This is a genomic window from Salinibacter sp., assembly GCF_042218895.1.
Lineage (GTDB): Bacteria > Bacteroidota > Rhodothermia > Rhodothermales > Salinibacteraceae > Salinibacter.
In genome coordinates this window covers 25,500-41,558 of the sequence record NZ_JBDGQQ010000028.1, presented here as the reverse complement: position 1 = coordinate 41,558, position 16,059 = coordinate 25,500, and the positions used below count along the sequence as shown (strand labels likewise).

General features: G+C 63.5%; 15 protein-coding genes. 8 read left to right on the top strand and 7 right to left on the bottom strand.

The window, feature by feature from the left end:
• Window positions 1-37 precede the first annotated feature (37 nt).
• The 4 genes from ABEL04_RS02885 to cruF are packed head-to-tail and all read right to left on the bottom strand — an operon-like array spanning window position 38 to window position 3,211.
• A complete protein-coding gene (locus ABEL04_RS02885) occupies window positions 38-631 on the bottom strand; it encodes a hypothetical protein (protein ID WP_375800877.1) in 594 nt (197 codons plus the stop codon).
• A gap of 38 nt (window positions 632-669) precedes the next feature.
• The gene (locus tag ABEL04_RS02880; RefSeq protein WP_375800876.1) at window positions 670-1,347 is read right to left on the bottom strand and encodes an acyltransferase; all 678 of its coding nucleotides are present in this window, start codon (window positions 1,345-1,347) and stop codon (window positions 670-672) included.
• 39 nt (window positions 1,348-1,386) lie between these two features.
• A complete protein-coding gene (locus tag ABEL04_RS02875; RefSeq protein WP_375800875.1) occupies window positions 1,387-2,298 on the bottom strand; it encodes a phytoene/squalene synthase family protein in 912 nt (303 codons plus the stop codon).
• Window positions 2,299-2,347: 49 nt separating this feature from the next.
• Window positions 2,348-3,211 (bottom strand): bisanhydrobacterioruberin hydratase CruF, encoded by an 864-nt coding sequence (cruF, locus tag ABEL04_RS02870; RefSeq protein ID WP_375800874.1) that lies wholly within the window; start codon window positions 3,209-3,211, stop codon window positions 2,348-2,350.
• A 251-nt stretch (window positions 3,212-3,462) separates the two neighbouring features.
• On the opposite strand from cruF, the gene ABEL04_RS02865 reads away from it, so the two are divergent.
• The 3 genes from ABEL04_RS02865 (at window position 3,463) to ABEL04_RS02855 (ending at window position 5,133) form a co-directional block, all read left to right on the top strand.
• A complete protein-coding gene (locus ABEL04_RS02865) occupies window positions 3,463-4,131 on the top strand; it encodes a WbqC family protein (RefSeq protein WP_375800873.1) in 669 nt (222 codons plus the stop codon).
• A 97-nt stretch (window positions 4,132-4,228) separates the two neighbouring features.
• Entirely contained in the window at window positions 4,229-4,780 is a 552-nt protein-coding gene (dcd, locus tag ABEL04_RS02860) for a dCTP deaminase (RefSeq protein ID WP_375800872.1), read from the top strand.
• Between the two features lie 59 nt (window positions 4,781-4,839).
• Window positions 4,840-5,133 (top strand): hypothetical protein, encoded by a 294-nt coding sequence (locus ABEL04_RS02855; RefSeq protein WP_375800871.1) that lies wholly within the window; start codon window positions 4,840-4,842, stop codon window positions 5,131-5,133.
• Window positions 5,134-5,425: 292 nt separating this feature from the next.
• On the opposite strand, the gene ABEL04_RS02850 is transcribed toward ABEL04_RS02855, so the two are convergent.
• Complete coding sequence (locus tag ABEL04_RS02850) at window positions 5,426-6,352, bottom strand: dihydrodipicolinate synthase family protein (RefSeq protein ID WP_375800870.1); 927 nt, start codon at window positions 6,350-6,352, stop codon at window positions 5,426-5,428.
• A gap of 173 nt (window positions 6,353-6,525) precedes the next feature.
• Here ABEL04_RS02850 and ABEL04_RS02845 point away from each other — a divergent pair, with 173 nt between their 5' ends.
• Complete coding sequence (locus ABEL04_RS02845) at window positions 6,526-6,870, top strand: hypothetical protein (protein ID WP_375800869.1); 345 nt, start codon at window positions 6,526-6,528, stop codon at window positions 6,868-6,870.
• A 20-nt stretch (window positions 6,871-6,890) separates the two neighbouring features.
• Here the strand turns inward: ABEL04_RS02845 and ABEL04_RS02840 are convergent, their stop codons facing one another.
• Entirely contained in the window at window positions 6,891-7,880 is a 990-nt protein-coding gene (locus tag ABEL04_RS02840) for a potassium channel beta subunit family protein (RefSeq protein ID WP_375800868.1), read from the bottom strand.
• A gap of 343 nt (window positions 7,881-8,223) precedes the next feature.
• Window positions 8,224-8,973, bottom strand: coding sequence for an ATP-dependent Clp protease proteolytic subunit (locus ABEL04_RS02835; protein WP_375800867.1), 750 nt, complete (start codon window positions 8,971-8,973; stop codon window positions 8,224-8,226).
• Between the two features lie 244 nt (window positions 8,974-9,217).
• On the opposite strand from ABEL04_RS02835, the gene ABEL04_RS02830 reads away from it, so the two are divergent.
• The 4 genes from ABEL04_RS02830 to ABEL04_RS02815 all read left to right on the top strand — a co-directional run bounded on the left by ABEL04_RS02830 (window position 9,218) and on the right by ABEL04_RS02815 (window position 15,995).
• The gene (locus ABEL04_RS02830; protein WP_375800866.1) at window positions 9,218-10,198 is read left to right on the top strand and encodes a 5'-nucleotidase, lipoprotein e(P4) family; all 981 of its coding nucleotides are present in this window, start codon (window positions 9,218-9,220) and stop codon (window positions 10,196-10,198) included.
• Between the two features lie 4 nt (window positions 10,199-10,202).
• A complete protein-coding gene (locus tag ABEL04_RS02825) occupies window positions 10,203-11,894 on the top strand; it encodes a DEDD exonuclease domain-containing protein (RefSeq protein ID WP_375800865.1) in 1,692 nt (563 codons plus the stop codon).
• 111 nt (window positions 11,895-12,005) lie between these two features.
• Window positions 12,006-13,913, top strand: coding sequence for a von Willebrand factor type A domain-containing protein (locus ABEL04_RS02820; RefSeq protein ID WP_375800864.1), 1,908 nt, complete (start codon window positions 12,006-12,008; stop codon window positions 13,911-13,913).
• Window positions 13,914-14,327: 414 nt separating this feature from the next.
• Window positions 14,328-15,995, top strand: a complete 1,668-nt coding sequence (locus ABEL04_RS02815) for an HD domain-containing protein (RefSeq protein WP_375800863.1) — start codon at window positions 14,328-14,330, stop codon at window positions 15,993-15,995.
• Window positions 15,996-16,059 lie beyond the last annotated feature (64 nt).

Below are 16,059 nucleotides of genomic sequence, written 5' to 3'. Positions count from 1 at the left end.
CGGTCCGTCGAGAGAGGTAAGCGGTTGCTGCAGATGCTCACACCTCGGGCGGATCGTCAAGGAACTGCTGGTAGAGAGGGGGCAGGTCCTGCTCCTGCAGGCGCTTCCGAAGGGCTTTGGCCTTTCGGGACTGGCCGGCCTCGCGGAGGGCCAGCCAGCGCCAGACCTGCGCCTCCGCGTGCGCGATGCCCGGAACATCGCCGTCCCGGACGATCTGGGCCAGTTGATCGAACCGGCGAGCCGCCGCCTCCACATCTCTTCCTGCGAGGGCGGGGCGGAAGAGCAGGGATTGACCCTCGACGAGTAGCACAAACGGGGCGTCGGCGTCCTGCTTTTTCGCCTCCTCGAGCAGCTGTGCAGACCGCCGGCCGTACTGGATGACCGAAAAGACGGAGGCCTCACCGGCCCGGTACGCCCAAAGTCCGGACAGAAGAGCATACTCGCGGGCACTCCCGTCGGAGAGCGAAGTGGGGATGTTCTTCAGGACCGCCTCGTCTTCTGTCAGCGGATACAGCCGATATCGAATGAGGAGACTGTCGACCCGTGAGTCTGCGCGCTTAGTCAAGGAACGGAGCCGTTCGGCGTTCTGTCGGGCGTAGGCGGTCTGCACAACCTGCGCGAGGGGGGACATGATCGTAGCACATAAGCACAATAGCAGCGTGGTCACAGCTAAAGGTATCGCTCGAAGAACGAGGCAGTGAACGAAAGATTCCACCATTCCTCCAAACTCCCGTACCCCTGCAGGAGACAGTGGGTAGAGGGGCGGTCCGGGGTCCGAAGCTGCTGCCACAGGTGCTGGAGACGCGTCCGCTCCCGCCCGTCGGGCGCGTGAGCGTCTCCTCCTGTGAGGAGCGCCGTCGGGGTGGCATCGTCCCACCACGTGACGTGGACCGCGTAGGGCCACCACGAAGCCTCCGGATACAGTTCGCCCAGCCGCTGCAAGGCCGACGAATCGAATGCTCGGATCCCGTCGTCCGGAGAATGGAGGGTCCCCTCCGGATAGTACACGAGGATGGTGCGGGGACGATCCCGGAAGCGACGTGCCGTGCGACGCATCGTAGCGGCGCGACGACTGGGGTCATCGGGGGGAAAGGGCTGGGCGCCGACGGCCGCGAAGAAGGGGAATCGGTCCCATTCAGCCATCCACAAGGTGGGGCGCCGGTTCATGCGAGCGCGAAAGAGGAGCCACGCCAGGTGGCCATCGTAGAAGTGGTGGTGGTTCGCGTACGCGATCAGGGGACACTCCGGCACGTCAGGGGGCCACTCTCCGACCCAGCACACCCGCTGGAAGGAGCGACGGAGGTCGAATCGGAGAAGGGCCTCGGTGAGTCGGCGAATGGGGGCCACGGGTGCGAGGAGCGGCGGGGCGGAAGCACTTGGGCAGGACTAGTTCACAGAACGCAGTCGCTCTTTGCGACGCTCGTATCCGTCGTAGAGGATAAGGGACAGCTTGCGCTTCAGGGAGACAAACGCTCGTTCGTTCAAGTTGTCGTAGTCGTTGGCTCGTACCTCGTTCATGATTTCGCGGTACATGCGAGCGGCGGCCCGGATACCGGTTCGGGTCCAGAAGGGAAGGGCCGCTATGCCCTCGAAGCTCTCCGCATAGAACTCCTCGGCGGTCTCCATGGCCTGCTCCACGAGCCGAGGGTAGCCGTTCGAGACCTGGGCCGCCTCCAGCGACTCCACGCGAACGTCGTGCTCGCAGAGCCACTGCTTCGGCAGGTACACCCGATCGAGATGTTGGATGTCCTCCCCGACGTCCCTCACGATGTTCGTAATCTGCATGGCGATTCCCAATCGGCGGGCGGCCGGCTCCAAAGCGTCGTGCCGATCGGTGTCGGCTAGGAACGGGAGCATCATGGCCCCTACGCTGCCCCCAACGAGATTCGAGTAGGAGACCAGGTCGTCTCTCGTGTCGATGGGGCGCTCCTCCAGGTCCCAGACTGCCCCCTCAATGAGTTCGTACAAGGGGGCTCGGGGAAGGGTGTGCTGCTCGTGCACCTCGGCAAGCCGTCGCCAGAGGACTGTGTTCTGGGGCGGGGACCCTCTCAGGGTCTGATCGAGCCGGTCCTGCACCGCCTGCACCTCCTCCAGGGCCTGCTCGGGACCGACCTCCAGGACGCGCTGATCAGCGATAGAGTCTACCCGGCGGCAGTAGAGATAGAGCGTCGCCACGGGGAGTTGTACCGACGTCGGCAACAGGTAGGCCGCCAGGGAGAAGGTTCGGGAGTGGTAGCGAAAAGATTCCCAGATCCACTGGTTTTCATCGACGCGGCTGTCGAGGGAGGGCGTTGACATGGAGGATTCCAGATGGACCGAGCGTGGTGGGATAGAGCAGGCGGGGGACTTACGCGGGGGCCATCGACCGTTTTAGGGTCGCAGGGTTGGACATCCAAAGAACGGCGAAGGGAAATGCCGTGGCAACGGCCCCGATGAGCCCAGCGAGATAGAAGCCTTGAAGCACAGAGATTGCGAGGGGAAAAAAGCAGTTGAGCACGTACACCCAGGGCGCCCAGGGATTTTTCGTAGGGAGTCCTCCCCCAAGATATTCATAGCCGAGCAAAATCACGAACGTCACGGCCGCCCATCCGCACCAGTTGGAGATCGGCATTCCGAAGAAAAATCCATCCGTTCCGTAGTTCCAGAACGGAAACGCCCGGTTCATTGCGGGATCGAGCGAAACGTCCCAGAGCACCATAAACAGCGTGCCGAGCGCAAGGTAGCGCCACCGGGTGCTGGTCGCTCGACGGGCCAGGTCCAAGGAGACGACTGACATCGCGAACCACGAGGGCGGGATGAAATACGGCACGTGCCCGGCAATCTTCGGCCCAAGCCACTGCGTGTACTCGTATTCTCCGAAGGGAAGCGGAATCCCTCCAACTGTAAAGAGCCCCGTGGTTCCGATGAGTTCGCTGGCTCCGCCTATGAAACATCCCCACCCTGCGAAAAATGCGATCCGCTTCCAGCCCAGCTCAGGCCCGTACATGAGGACGGGCAGTATGGCCAGCATGGTCATGAAGATCCACGTGGGAGTCTTCACCAGCTTCGTGTAGATGGGCCCGAATACGGACATCGTCGACGGAACGAGTTTCAGGAGCAGCATCCCCGCGATGCTGAACGAGATTGACCCGACGAACATCCAGAACGCAAACCGGAAGAGGAACTTCGGATTCGCGCCCAGGACAGAAGAGGACGATTCGGAGGTCGACATGAAGGGAGACAGAGGATAAAGTTGGGGAAAGGGATGCGGGAATGGTGCCGAGCGGGCGCGCGGGATTGCACTGAGAGTGCGGGTACGCGGTCAACGAGCGGACCGCTGAACGTCTGCAGGTCCGCGAGGTACGAGTTTTCGGAACAGGGCCCGTGGAGACAGTCGACATCGCTCCCATCGCACACTCGCTCCTTCATGCGCGAGGACACAGAGGAGACTCACCTGATTGCTTGGAAGCGTACCAGAGGTCGATGATTGCTGTCCGCCCTCCCGAGTACTTTCCACGCTGCGAGTACATGGCGCTTGTTCAGCACGTGGATCACTTCATACTTGCGGACACGTTCCCCTACCGTCGGAAATCGTTCCAGAACCGTAGCAAAGTTCGAGACGCCCAGGGGTGGCATTGGATCACGATTCCGCTCTTCAGGACGCCGGTCGGCGCCCCCGCCCTCAGCGTTGAAATCGAGACCGGAGGCCGTTGGCAGGAGAAGCACTGGCGGTCGTTCCTCTACAATTATCGAACGACCATGTACTTCTCGTTCCTCAAAGACTCCTTCCAGCCCTTCTTCGAGCAAACGTGGCGCCGTCTCGGCGCATGCACGTCCCGGTCGGTGGAGTTGTTGGCTGAGCTGTACGGGATGCGAACGTCTCTGCAGCGGGCGTCGGAGCTAGACGGACGTCCGGACGACATTCCGGGCATCATCGAAGCCATGGACGCCGACGTGCTGACGGTCGTGGGAGACGCAGACCAGGTCCCCTCTACCGTGGATGCCGAGATACAGACCGTTTCGTACGATCCCCCCACCTATCACCAAAATTTTGAGGGATTCGAGCCCGGGATGTCCGCAGCCGACCTCCTCTTCAACTACGGACGGGAGGCCCAGCGCCTCCTCACGCAGGGCCTCACGACAGCTGCGTAAACTCCTGGGGGAGCACCGGCGTGGCTGCCCCCGTTAGCGTCTAGCCGTAATCGCATCCCCAGCTTCCACTGCCCGTCTCAGTTCAGAACCGCTCCCTATGATTCTCCCCGACCATCAGATTCGAGACCTCGCCACCGAGTACGACATGATCGATCCGTTCATCGACGAACAGGTGCGGGACGAGGTCGTGAGCTACGGCCTGAGTTCGTTCGGCTACGACATGCGGGTTGCCGAGCAGTTTCGAGTGTTTACCCCCAACATCTACAACAGCGTCGTGGACCCGAAACGGATCGATGAACGCGCCCTGGTGGAATACGATGTCGAGGACCATATTCTCATTCCTCCAAACTCCTACGTCCTCGGCCGGTCGATCGAGTACTTCCGCATGCCAGCGGACACTCTGGGACTGGTCCTCGGGAAGTCAACCTACGCCCGCTCCGGAATCATCGTGAACGTTACGCCTCTGGAGCCGGGGTGGGAGGGGCACGTCACCATCGAGATTGGGAACGGCACCCCCTTGCCCGCCAAGGTGTACGCCAACGAGGGTATCGCTCAGGTTGTCTTTCTCCACGGCGAGACGCCGGAGGTCTCCTACGCGGACAAAGAGGGGAAGTATCAACACCAGGAAGGAATCACCCTTCCCCGCTAGCACGGAGCCGGTGCGCCCTGGACCCTCGTGCCTTCATCGCCGATCGCCTGCACGCAACGATGTCTGATTCGTCGTCCGCCGACGCCTCGACCTTCAAACGCTCCTGGCGGAAATGGGTCGCTGGGGGAATCCTACTGGTGTTCTTCGGAATCTTGATGCGGGAGGTGATCAATCCCTACCGGAACAAGCGATTCGAAAAAGTCCCCCACGGCGGCCACGTCCATTACGTGCCGAAGGACAAGAACCCGGACGCGCCCATCGGTCGATTTCCGACTCAGAAGCCCGATGAGGACCAGCGGATCACGCCCAACGGCAAAGTTGTGCCGAGACGACGACCGGGCGCTTCGCCCTGAGTTCCCATGCAGAGTTGTGAGGGTCCGCGCCGGACGGTTCGCTCTTCTCCTGCCGGGAACAAAAACCATTCCCGGCTCCGCGGTCCTTAGTCGCTGGGAGCCAAACTACGTTTCCTGGAGGAACCCGCGATGAAATAGCACTCTGGACGCCTCCAGTCTCGCCGCCGGGACACATCCTCGCTTCCGCTCCGGCGCCCGCTCTCGACATCCAGAGCTGGGGACGACGTGGTGGGAGCGAACGCGGCCGAGTGCTCTCCGGGTGCGATTGGCGCCCCCATCGCCTATGCCGTGTTCAGGATGGCTCGTTCGGCAACTCCACCTCGCCCTCGAGACGCGAGATGAGCGCATCCACCTCCGTCTCCTCTTCGTCGGAGAGAGAGGCAAGAGGAGGTCGCGTTCGCTTCCACTCCGGGGTGTTGCGCGAGTGAGCGACCACCTGTTTCAGGGACGGAATGGTGGGTAGGGAGGCGAAGGCCGTTCGGAGTGCGGCCAGCCGCTCTTGGAGGGCGTCGGGGGAGCCGCCATCCTGCCAGGCCGACAAAAGCCGGGCGGCGAGCGGGGCAGTCACGTTGACGGTGGCCGAAATGCAGCCCGCCCCGTTGGCCCGCAGGGTCGGGAGAAGCAGGCGCTCGGTTCCGGAGAAGACCTGTAGCCCCGGAAAGTGGCGGCAAAGGGCGTCCGTGTGGTCCCAGTGCCCGCTTGAGTCCTTAATGCCGGCAATCTGGCTGGGGTAGGCACTCCGCAGGTGTTCAATCGCGTCGACGGAGATAGGGACCCCCGAGAGTTCGGGAAAGTGGTAGAAGTACAGGCGAAGGTCCGCGCTGCCGACGCGTTGAACGAGCCGATCGTAGAAGCGGACGACCCCCGGCTCCCGCACGGCTCGGTAGTGGAAGGGCGGCAGCACCAGGACGCCCGCCACACCTCGGGCCGTCGCGTGCTGGGTCAGCCGGATCGCATCGGGAAGGGCCAGGGCCCCACTGCCCACCAGGAGCCGGTCGGCCGGAACGCCGTTCGACAGCAGGGCGTCCAGGGCGGCCCGTCGCTCGTCCACGGTAAACGACAGCCCTTCCCCGGTCGTGCCGAACAGCAGACACCCGTCGCAGCCGTGCGCAAGTAACCACTCGACGTGGCGGGCGAACGCGTCGTGGACGATGCCGTCGTCGTGGAGCGGGGTCAGGCTGGCGGCACAGACGCCCGAAGGAAAGCGAGGAGAGGGCATATTGGTGTGTTGCTGAGAGAACGCCGTGGTGGGGGGCTGCAGCGTAAAGGGAACCCGGCGCCGAACCAGCAGGGCTGGTACGAATACAGCTTACCGGTCGATCCTGAATCTCCTCCGGCCTCCAGTTCGGGGTCGACATCTAATCCTTGACCATTCAGCCCGATCCAGCATCGATGTCCAGTCTCCCCGACGGCGAGTACCTTCTTACGAACGTGCAGTGGCGCAAGGAGAACGAAGACGGGGCGTTCCGTCCCCTCCACGGGTTCACTACCGGCAAATTAACTGTGGATGGTGCGAGCGCCCGAGTATGGGCCCGCTTCAACGATCAGTTCCTCTCCAATCGCCTCAGCGACATCGAGCAGGACGAAACTCCCATTCGTCTACAGGTAGCCGTCATCGAAACCGACGAGGTATATCTGCTCGCCTGTCCTACACCGGAGCTGGACCGGTCCGGGGCCTCCTACAAACTCAAGGCCGACGGGGAACTGCACGACGCCCGCACAGCGTCCACCCTGTAGCCGGAACGGCGGGCACCCCGTTAGGAGCGTCGATAATTCGGTAGGGACTCCGGCTGGTTGTCAAGGATCGTCTCGATCCGGGCGTTCACGTCCTCGTCAATCCGGTCGACCACGTCGAGGGCCTGCATGTTCTCCTCGACCTGTGCGGGCGAGGTGGCCCCGGTAATGACGGTGCTCACGTCGGGATTCAGGGTGCACCAGGCAAGCGCGAGTTGGGCCGTGGTGCAGCCAAGGGAATCGGCGACCTCCGTTAGTTGCCGCACCTTCTCGAGGCGCTCCTCGACGAGAACCTGGTCCTGGAGCCATTCGTAGCCCTCGGTCGCGAGACGACTTTCCTCCGGAATGCCGTCGTTGTATTTTCCGGTGAGGAGACCGCTGGCGAGGGGGCTCCAGGTCGTAGTGCCCAGGCCGAGGTCGTCGTAGAGCGGCGTGTACTCCTTTTCCACACGGGTTCGGTGAAACATGTTGTACTGGGGCTGCTCCATGGTCGGAGGCACGAGGTGCTCGCGGCGGGCCACCTCGTAGGCGTGTCGGATCTGCTGCGCGCTCCACTCACTCGTCCCCCAGTAGAAAGCGTATCCGTGATCGACGAGGTAACTCATTGCCCGCACCGTCTCCTCGATCGGGGTTTCGACGTCGGGTCGGTGACAGAACAAGAGGTCCACGTAATCCATCTGCAGGCGCCGGAGGGACGCCTCGGTGCCTTCGATCACGTGTTTGCGGGAGAGACCCTGATCGTTGGGTCCGTCGCCGCCCCAGAAAATCTTGGTCGAGACGACCAAATCGGTCCGGTCCCATCCTTTGTCCTGGATGATCTGCCCCATCATGCGCTCCGACCGGCCCCCCACGTAGGCCTCGGCGTTGTCGAAGAAGTTGACGCCATGGTCGTAGGCCACCTGCATGCATTCGGCGGCGCGTTCCGTGTCAATCTGATCGCCAAAGGTCACCCACGACCCGTACGAGAGCACCGAGGTCTTGAGGCCGGAGGTGCCGAGGTGTCGGTATTCCATCGTAGGGAGGCAGCGCTAGGGCAATGGAAGGCGGGAGGAGGAACGGATCTATCCGGTTGCAGGAGGGACCGGAGGAAGAAGAGGAGCGGGATCTCGGAGGTTTCGCGCACTTCCCGTTCGTACCGGGTCCACAGTCGGCCCCATGCCCGAGTGGGAAGGTCAGGCCTCGAACGTACGGAACCGATCGGCAGGGACTGTTTCCTGCCGGACAAGGAGCAGTGAGGGCTCCGACCAGTCGGATAGGGATGCCGAGGGACCAGTGCTCAGAGACAACGTGGGCGATCCTTCAACACTGAGAGGGCGGGTCTCAGATTCCCACGGCGAAGAGGCCAAGGGGGCACTCCTAGCCTTCGTCGGATCCGTTCTCGGAAGACGCGTCGGCTTCTCCGTTCGTGTGGAGGGCCTTTAGGCCTTCCAGGTTTTCGGGGTTGAGCACGTCATCCACGAGGCCGTAGTCCCGCGCCTCCTCCGCGCTCAGCCAGTAGTTCCGGTCGGCGTCGGCCCTGATTTTATCGATGTCCGTGTCGGAATGGTGGGAGAGGATCTGGTAGAGGCGCTTCTTGAGCCACGCCAGCTCGTTGGCCCGAATCTCGATGTCGGTAGCTTGGCCCTGGGCGCCTCCCATCGGCTGGTGCATCATCACGCGAGAGTTCGGGAGGCAGGCCCGCCGGCCCTCTTCGCCGGCGGCGAGGAGCACCGATCCCATGGAGGCGGCCAAGCCCACGCAGATTGTGGAAATCGGCGACTCGACATACTGCATCGTGTCATACACCCCTAGTCCGCTGTAGATGACCCCCCCAGGCGAGTTGATGTAAAGGCTGATGTCCTGGCTCGACCCCTCATTCTCCAGGTACAGGAGCTGCGCAACCGTCAGGTTCGCAATCTGGTCGTTGATGGGGGTGCCAACAAACACGATCCGTTCCTTCAGCAGTCGGCTGAAGATGTCATAGGCTCGTTCCCCACGCGTGGTCTGCTCGACCACCTTCGGAACGAGGCCCGAGGTGGGTTGGTCGCTCAATCCTCCCTCATAGATGCTCGTGGGGAGCGACGTGAGATTCTTGGCGAATGAGGCGAAGTCTTGGGCGTCGCCCATGGTAGACATCGACGGGTTTGTAAAAGAGATGTCAGTGTACACGTCATACTCTTGTCCCGAAGATCGTTCCCCGTCCGGTCGGGAATCAACGAACACGTAATCCGGTCGCCTCCTGGTGAAGATGGTCCGGAGTCCTCCCGTGGAGCCGGGAAATGTCGAGGCATCTTTCCTGCCTTGTCACCTTGTTCGGGTTGCGCCCGCGGCCGATTCCAGGTATTTTCGGAATCGAGAAGAAAGAGTCGTCATGGATGAGACGCAACCATTGCTGGTCATGCGCGTGCCGGATTGTCTGATGTCGTCCCGGCTGGTCCCCATCCTGCTCCTCGGGACGTTGATGATTGGGGCGTGCCGGTCGGCCCGCACCTCCCTCTCGCCCGAGTCCGCGTCGGAACTCCGAGATCGGGTGGACAGCCTAGAGGCCCTCAACGACAGCCTGGCCCGAGCGGCGAGTCTCCGGAATCCCAACCTCCACAGCACCCTCTGGGCGCAGACCTCCGTCGAGTACACGGGCACTGCTCGGCAGGCGTACGCCCTGGCGGAGGTCCGGATGCGGCAGGCGCTGGCCGACAGCACGTGGACGGCCGCTCTCGAGCAGGCAGAGAATGGATCCGGCGTGTACCGGGACAAGCCTCCGGCCGTGGTGCTCGACGTGGACGAGACGGTGCTCGACAACAGTGCCTACCAGGCTCGTCTCATCCGCAACAACGCGGCCTATAGCTCGGAAACGTGGAAGGCGTGGGTTCGGGAGGAACGCGCGGGAGCCGTGCCGGGGGCCCTCGGCTTCACCCAGGCAGCTGTGCGGAGCGGAGTACAGGTCATTTATCTGACCAACCGGGACGCCGATGTCGAAGAATCGACACGCGACAACCTGAAGGCCCTCGGGTTCCCGATCGACGACGCTCCGGACGCCGTCCTCACTCAGGGAGAAATGGAAGGATGGGGCCCCAAGAGTGCGCGTCGGGCCTGGGTCGCGGAGCGGTACCGGATTCTTCTTCTCATCGGCGACAACTTCGGCGATTTCGTGGCCCAGGCGGACACGACGGTTGCGGCACGGCGCAAGCGCAGCCATGCGCTCCGGAGGTACTGGGGCACGCGGTGGATTGTCCTCCCCAATGCGCAGTATGGCTCCTGGGAAGGGGCTCTCTACCATTTCAACTACGACCTCCCGACTCTCCAGACACTCGAGGAGAAGCACGATCACCTGAATCCGCAGCGCCCGAACTGAATTGATGGAGGTTACCGACGCTACGTTCGTGGTCACAGACGTTGAGACGACCGGGACCTCGGCGGACACCAACCGGGTCATTGAGCTCGGTGCCGTCAAGGTCCGCGACGGTCAGGTGCTCGACCGGTTCCAGCACCTCGTGAATCCGCAGCGGTCGGTTCCGGGGCGCATCACGAAGCTCACCGGCATCACGACCGCCATGGTCTTCGACGCCCCGCCGATGGAGGACGTTCTCCCGGCGTACCTCGACTTTCTCGGGGAAGGGGTCTTCGTCGCCCACAATCAGTCGTTCGATCGAGACTTTATCGATGCGGAGCTGGAACGGCTGGGCCGGAACCCACTCCAGAACGACGGGCTCTGCACGCTGCGGTTGGCTCGTCGGCTGCTCCCCGGGCTGGACTCGAAGGGCCTGAGTCGGCTCGCCCAATTCTACGACATCGACGTGGACGGGCGCCACCGTGCGCTGGGGGACGCGGAGGCCACGAGCATCGTCCTTCGCCGCCTCCTCCAGCAGCTGGAGTTTGAGCACCGCATCGAGACCCTCGACGAGCTCCTTTCGTTCCAGTATCAGTCGTACCAGACGGTCCGGGAAACCCCGAGCCACCTGGAGCAGATCCGGAACGAAGTGCTTCCGGATGTGCCCGATGCTCCCGGCGTGTACGCGCTCCGCAACAGCTCGGGAACCTCCCTATACATCGGCAAGGCAAAGTGCTTGCCCGACCGGCTTCGGAGCCACTTCACGGCCGTCGAGTCGCGGAGCGGGCGGAAGCGCAAGATGCTCCAGAAGGTGCGGACGGTAGACTGGGAAACGACCCCGACCGAACTACAGGCCCTCCTCCGCGAATCGCACCTCATCAAGACCGAAAAGCCTCGCTATAACCGGGCTCAGCGGCGGTACTACAGCCGCCCCTTCATTCGCCTCGACGCCACCCACGAGTACCCAACCGTCTCGTGGACCCGGTCGCTGTCGGACGACGGTGCCGAGTACTACGGACCGGTCCGAAACGCCGAGCAGGCCGAGATGGTTGTCGACGTCGTTAGCCGGTTTTTCCAACTCCGAGAGTGCGACGACAGCCGGCTCCACCTGGGCCAGCGCTGTCTCTATGCGGACATGGACCGCTGCACGGCGCCCTGCGAAGAGGAGAATCCAGGGCGGTACGCTGAGGTGGTAAACCGGGTGCAGGCCTTCCTTGAAGGCCGCGACCCAACGGTGCTCGATCGGCTGCGGGACCGGATGCAGCAGGCGTCCGACCAGCACGACTTTGAGCGAGCCGCCAAGTTTCGGGACACGATCGAGCAGCTTGAGCGCATCCTGGAGAAGCAGCGCATCGCAGCGGCCCCGGTGCGCCAGCACCACGCGGCACTCGTCCACACCGAAAACGACCGGGAGGGCCGTGTCGACGTGCTACTCGTCCGCTTTGGACGGTTTGAGGACGCGATCGTGTGCCCGCTTCCCTTTGACGACGAGCAGCAGGCGCGGCTCCAGGACCGGTGCCGGGCCGTGTTCGACCCGTCGGTCACGCCGCCGGACTCCCTGTCGAAGCGGGATACCACCGAGATCCGACTGCTCCTGCACTGGACCTATTCGCACCGCGACGAGCTCACGGCGGTGCGCTGGACGCCAGAACGTCCACCGGAAGCGATGGCGGAGGCCATCGCGTCGGCCGTGGCCGAACAGGCAGACCTCCCGACGTAGCAGGGGGAGACCCCTCCTGAAAACCGTCCCCGGCAATAATCCCGCGCCGTGAGCGTTTTTTGAAGTGAATGTGTACGCTTCTTCTGCACGCCATCAAATCTCACGGACGCCATGCGATACGTCGCCGCGCTGCTTACTACGCTTCTGTGTCTTTCTTCACTCTCGTCGGAGACGGCCGCGGCCCAGCCGACCCAGACGGCCTCAACCGGGACCATCGTTGGCACCGTTGCGGACGCAAAAACGGGACAGCGACTGTCGGGCGTTAAAGTCACAATCGATAGCCTGCAGATCGGAGACGCAACGGGAACGAAAGGGCGGTTCCGTCTCCCCAATGTACCCCCTGGACGGCACGTCGTGACTGCCCAATCTCCGGGGTATGCGTCCGTCCAGAAAACAGCTACCGTAGAGACCGGGACGAACACCCGGGTCTCCTTTTCGCTTGCGCCCTCCCGGACGGATCCCTCCACCACGAAGCCAGGGGCAGAGCGCGAGTTTGACGCGGCATTGAACGTAGCACCGTCCGCACAGCAAGGAGGAGGTATGCGGAGACGGCCTCCGTCGAACTGGAATACGGAGGACTACGCCCCCATCGAGTCCAACGACTTCCGCGCGGTCTCGGATCATCCGTTGTCGACCTTCGCGATCGATGTGGACGGGGCATCCTACACGAATGTACGACGGTTCATCCGGGACGGCGAGCAGCCGCCGAAGGACGCGGTTCGCATCGAGGAGTTTCTAAACTACTTTCAGTATGATTACCCGGCCCCAACCGCTGACGACGAGCACCCATTTTCCGTGACAATGGAAACGGGATCGGCTCCCTGGCGCGAGAAGCACCGGCTCGTCCACATCGGCATTCAGGGGCGTCGGGTGCCCAGGGCCGAGCGTCCGCCGAGCAACCTCGTCTTCCTGGTCGACGTCTCCGGATCGATGCGGTCTCCCCGAAAGCTCCCGCTCCTCAAGAAGGGCTTTCGGATGCTGGCCGAACAGCTCCGCCCCGAAGACCGCGTAGCGATGGTCGTCTACGCCGGCTCCTCCGGCCTCGTGCTGGAGTCGACTCCCGGCACCGAGACCGACTCGATCAAGCAGGCCATCACCCGGCTGGAGGCGGGGGGCTCTACCGCAGGCGCCGCGGGCATCCGGCAGGCCTACGCCGTGGCGGAGGAGAACTACATCGACGACGGCATCAACCGCGTCATCCTGGCCACCGATGGCGACTTCAACGTGGGCCTCTCTAGCGATGGGGCGCTGCAGCGGCTGGTGGAACGGAAGCGAGACAGCGGTACGGCCCTCACCGTGCTGGGCTTTGGCACCGGCAACATCAAGGACAACAAGATGGAAACGCTTGCCAACCACGGCAACGGCAACTACTACTACGTCGACTCGGCCACGGAGGCCCGGCGCGTGCTCGTCGACCAGCTGGGCTCGACCCTGCAGACGATTGCGAAGGACGTGAAGGTGCAAGTCGAGTTCAATCCGGCGGAGGTGGCGGCGTATCGACTCATTGGATATGTGAACCGGCAGCTCGAGGATGAGGAGTTTGCCGACGACAGCACAGATGCCGGCGAGCTGGGCGCCGGCCATAGCGTCACGGCTCTTTACGACGTGATTCCGCGGGGCGTAGAGTCGGAGGTGGACGTGCCCACGGTGGGCGACCTGAAATATCAAGAGACCCAGCCTAGCGACGAAGCATCGGCCTCGGACGAGCTGCTCACCCTCAAGCTGCGCTACAAAGAACCGGATGGGGACACGAGCCAGCTCATCAAACGTCCGCTGACCCGCGAGATGGCCACTCGGGAGGTGTCGGGCGACTTCCACTTCGCCGCGGCCGTGGCGGGCTACGGCATGCTGCTCCGCGATTCGAAGTACAATGGGTCGCTCACCCTCGACGACGTGCGGCGCCTGGCCGAGCAGGGCCGCGGGGACGACCCGAATGGGACCCGCGCCGGCTTCATCTCGCTCCTCGAAGCCAGCCGGGGACTTTTGACGACGGACGAAAGCACGGCGGCATCGCAATAGCGACTGCCGGGGGACTGCGTCATTCCCCGTCGCAGGTCACGATGCGCAGGTCGCCACGGGGCTCCCAGCCGCAGGGCGGGCGCGATGGCCTCGGCCCGTCGAAGTGCCTCGTTTCCGGAGGTGCGCCGCCATTGTTCCTGTCCGGTTGGGGCCAGCCGTTGGACCCTCGGACATGTTTGCCCCCTTCCGGGAACGACCATTCCCCACTCGGCAACCGACGCCAGTGGATTTCCTGGGCAGGTATCATCGACAGAGGCGGGGGCCTCGGTCAGAGCGGGACGGCTACGAACCAGAGGCCTCTGGCATCATTTATCGGCGTGGAATTTTTCGTGTGCAAATCTGAGGTGGCCGCCTCGAAAAGAATCTCTGCCCGCGTTTCATTCGCAACTGTCCCCACGAACGACACCGTCCTGCATGCTCACTCCCCGCGAGCGGGCCGCCTGCGTGCGCGTCCCGGAAACGACCTACCGGTCTGGCACCGCGGCGTCGCCGGTGCGCGTTTGCGTAATCGACCTGGGCACCAACTCCTTCCACGCCATTATCGTCGACGCCCATCCGAATGGCAGCTATCAGGTGGTAGACCGCCTGAAGGAGATGGTGCGCCTCGGGCAGCACGGCCTCGACGCCAACCGGCTCCCCGAGGAGGCGATGGAACGGGGCCTCCACGCGTTGAAGCGGATCAAGCTCCTCGCCGACGGCTGGGGGGTGCGCGATTATCTTGCGTTTGCCACGAGCGCCATCCGGGAGGCTGCCAATGGGGGAGCGTTCATCCGACAGGCCCGCGAGGAGCTGAACCTCCGCATCCGCCCCATCACGGGAGAGCAGGAGGCCCACCTCATTTTTCAAGGGGTGCGGCGGGCGGTTGAGTTTCCAGAACCAACCCTGCTGGTGGACATTGGGGGTGGTTCTGTAGAGTTCATCGTCGTGGACGAGGACTCGGACGCCTACGACGTGAGCCTGAAGCTGGGGGCCGCCCGCATGACGGAGCGATTCTTGACGACGGACCCGATCTCGAGCGACGAACGGGCTCAACTACGGGCCCACTTCAAGAAGGAGCTGAAGGAGGTGTTTTCGGTCTGCCGAGAGCATGGAATTACGACCCTCGTCGGGTCGTCGGGCACGATGAAGAGCCTGGTCCGCGTGACGCGCCACGAATTTGGGGATAACAACCGCTCCATCTTCCAGCAAGCCTTCCCCGTCGACCGCGTGCGGAGGGCTCTCCGAAAAATCCTGGGGGCCTCCGCTGAAGAGCGGATGGCACACCCCGGCATTGAGCCGAAGCGGGTCGATCAGATTGGGGCGGGGGCGCTCCTGCTCGACACGATCTGCGCAGGTCTTCCCTCGGTCGAGGACATAAGGGTGTCTCCGAATGCTCTTCGGGAGGGGATGGTGGTGCACTATATCCAGTCGGACGCCGCTCGTCTCCGGAAAATGGCGTCCTACCGGGACCCCCGAAGGCGCAGCGTGCACGAGATCGCCTACCGGTTCGACTGGGAGGAGGACCACGCCCAGCACGTAGCGGCCACGGCGACCTTGCTCTTCGACGTGTGCCGCCCTTTGTACGACGGGCCGGCGAGCGACGCGGAGCTGCTGGAGTACGCGGCGCTCCTGCACGACGTGGGCTACCTCGTAAACCACGACGAGCACAACGAGCACTCCCACTACCTCATCGAGCACGCTGACCTCCAGGGATTTCAGCCCGAGGAGATTTCGCTCGTAGCGCTTGCGGCCCGCTATCACCGCGGGCCGGCACCCGCCTCAGCGGACCATCACTTCGGGCAACTGTCTCCGGCGCAGCAGCGGCGGGTCCGCCAGTTGACCGGGCTGCTTCGGGTGGCGGAGGGGCTAGATCGGAGCCACTTCCAGAACGTGGTCGCGATTCGGGCTCGCCTCACCGCCAATGCCTTGCATCTCCTCCTGGCGACGAAAGAAGATCCGCAGCTTGAGGTGTGGGGGGCAGAAGAGGAGGGCAGTCTCTTCAAAGAGGCATTCGGCCGGCGGCTCCGGGTCGCCCCCACCGAGATCATCGCACAGCCCGGTGGAGAGACGGCTCCCCCTGTCTCACACGCCTCGCGCACCTAGCGGCCGACGGAGAGGAGTTGTCTCGCTCGAGGCATCTTACCGGCTCACCCAGGCCCCACGTGCA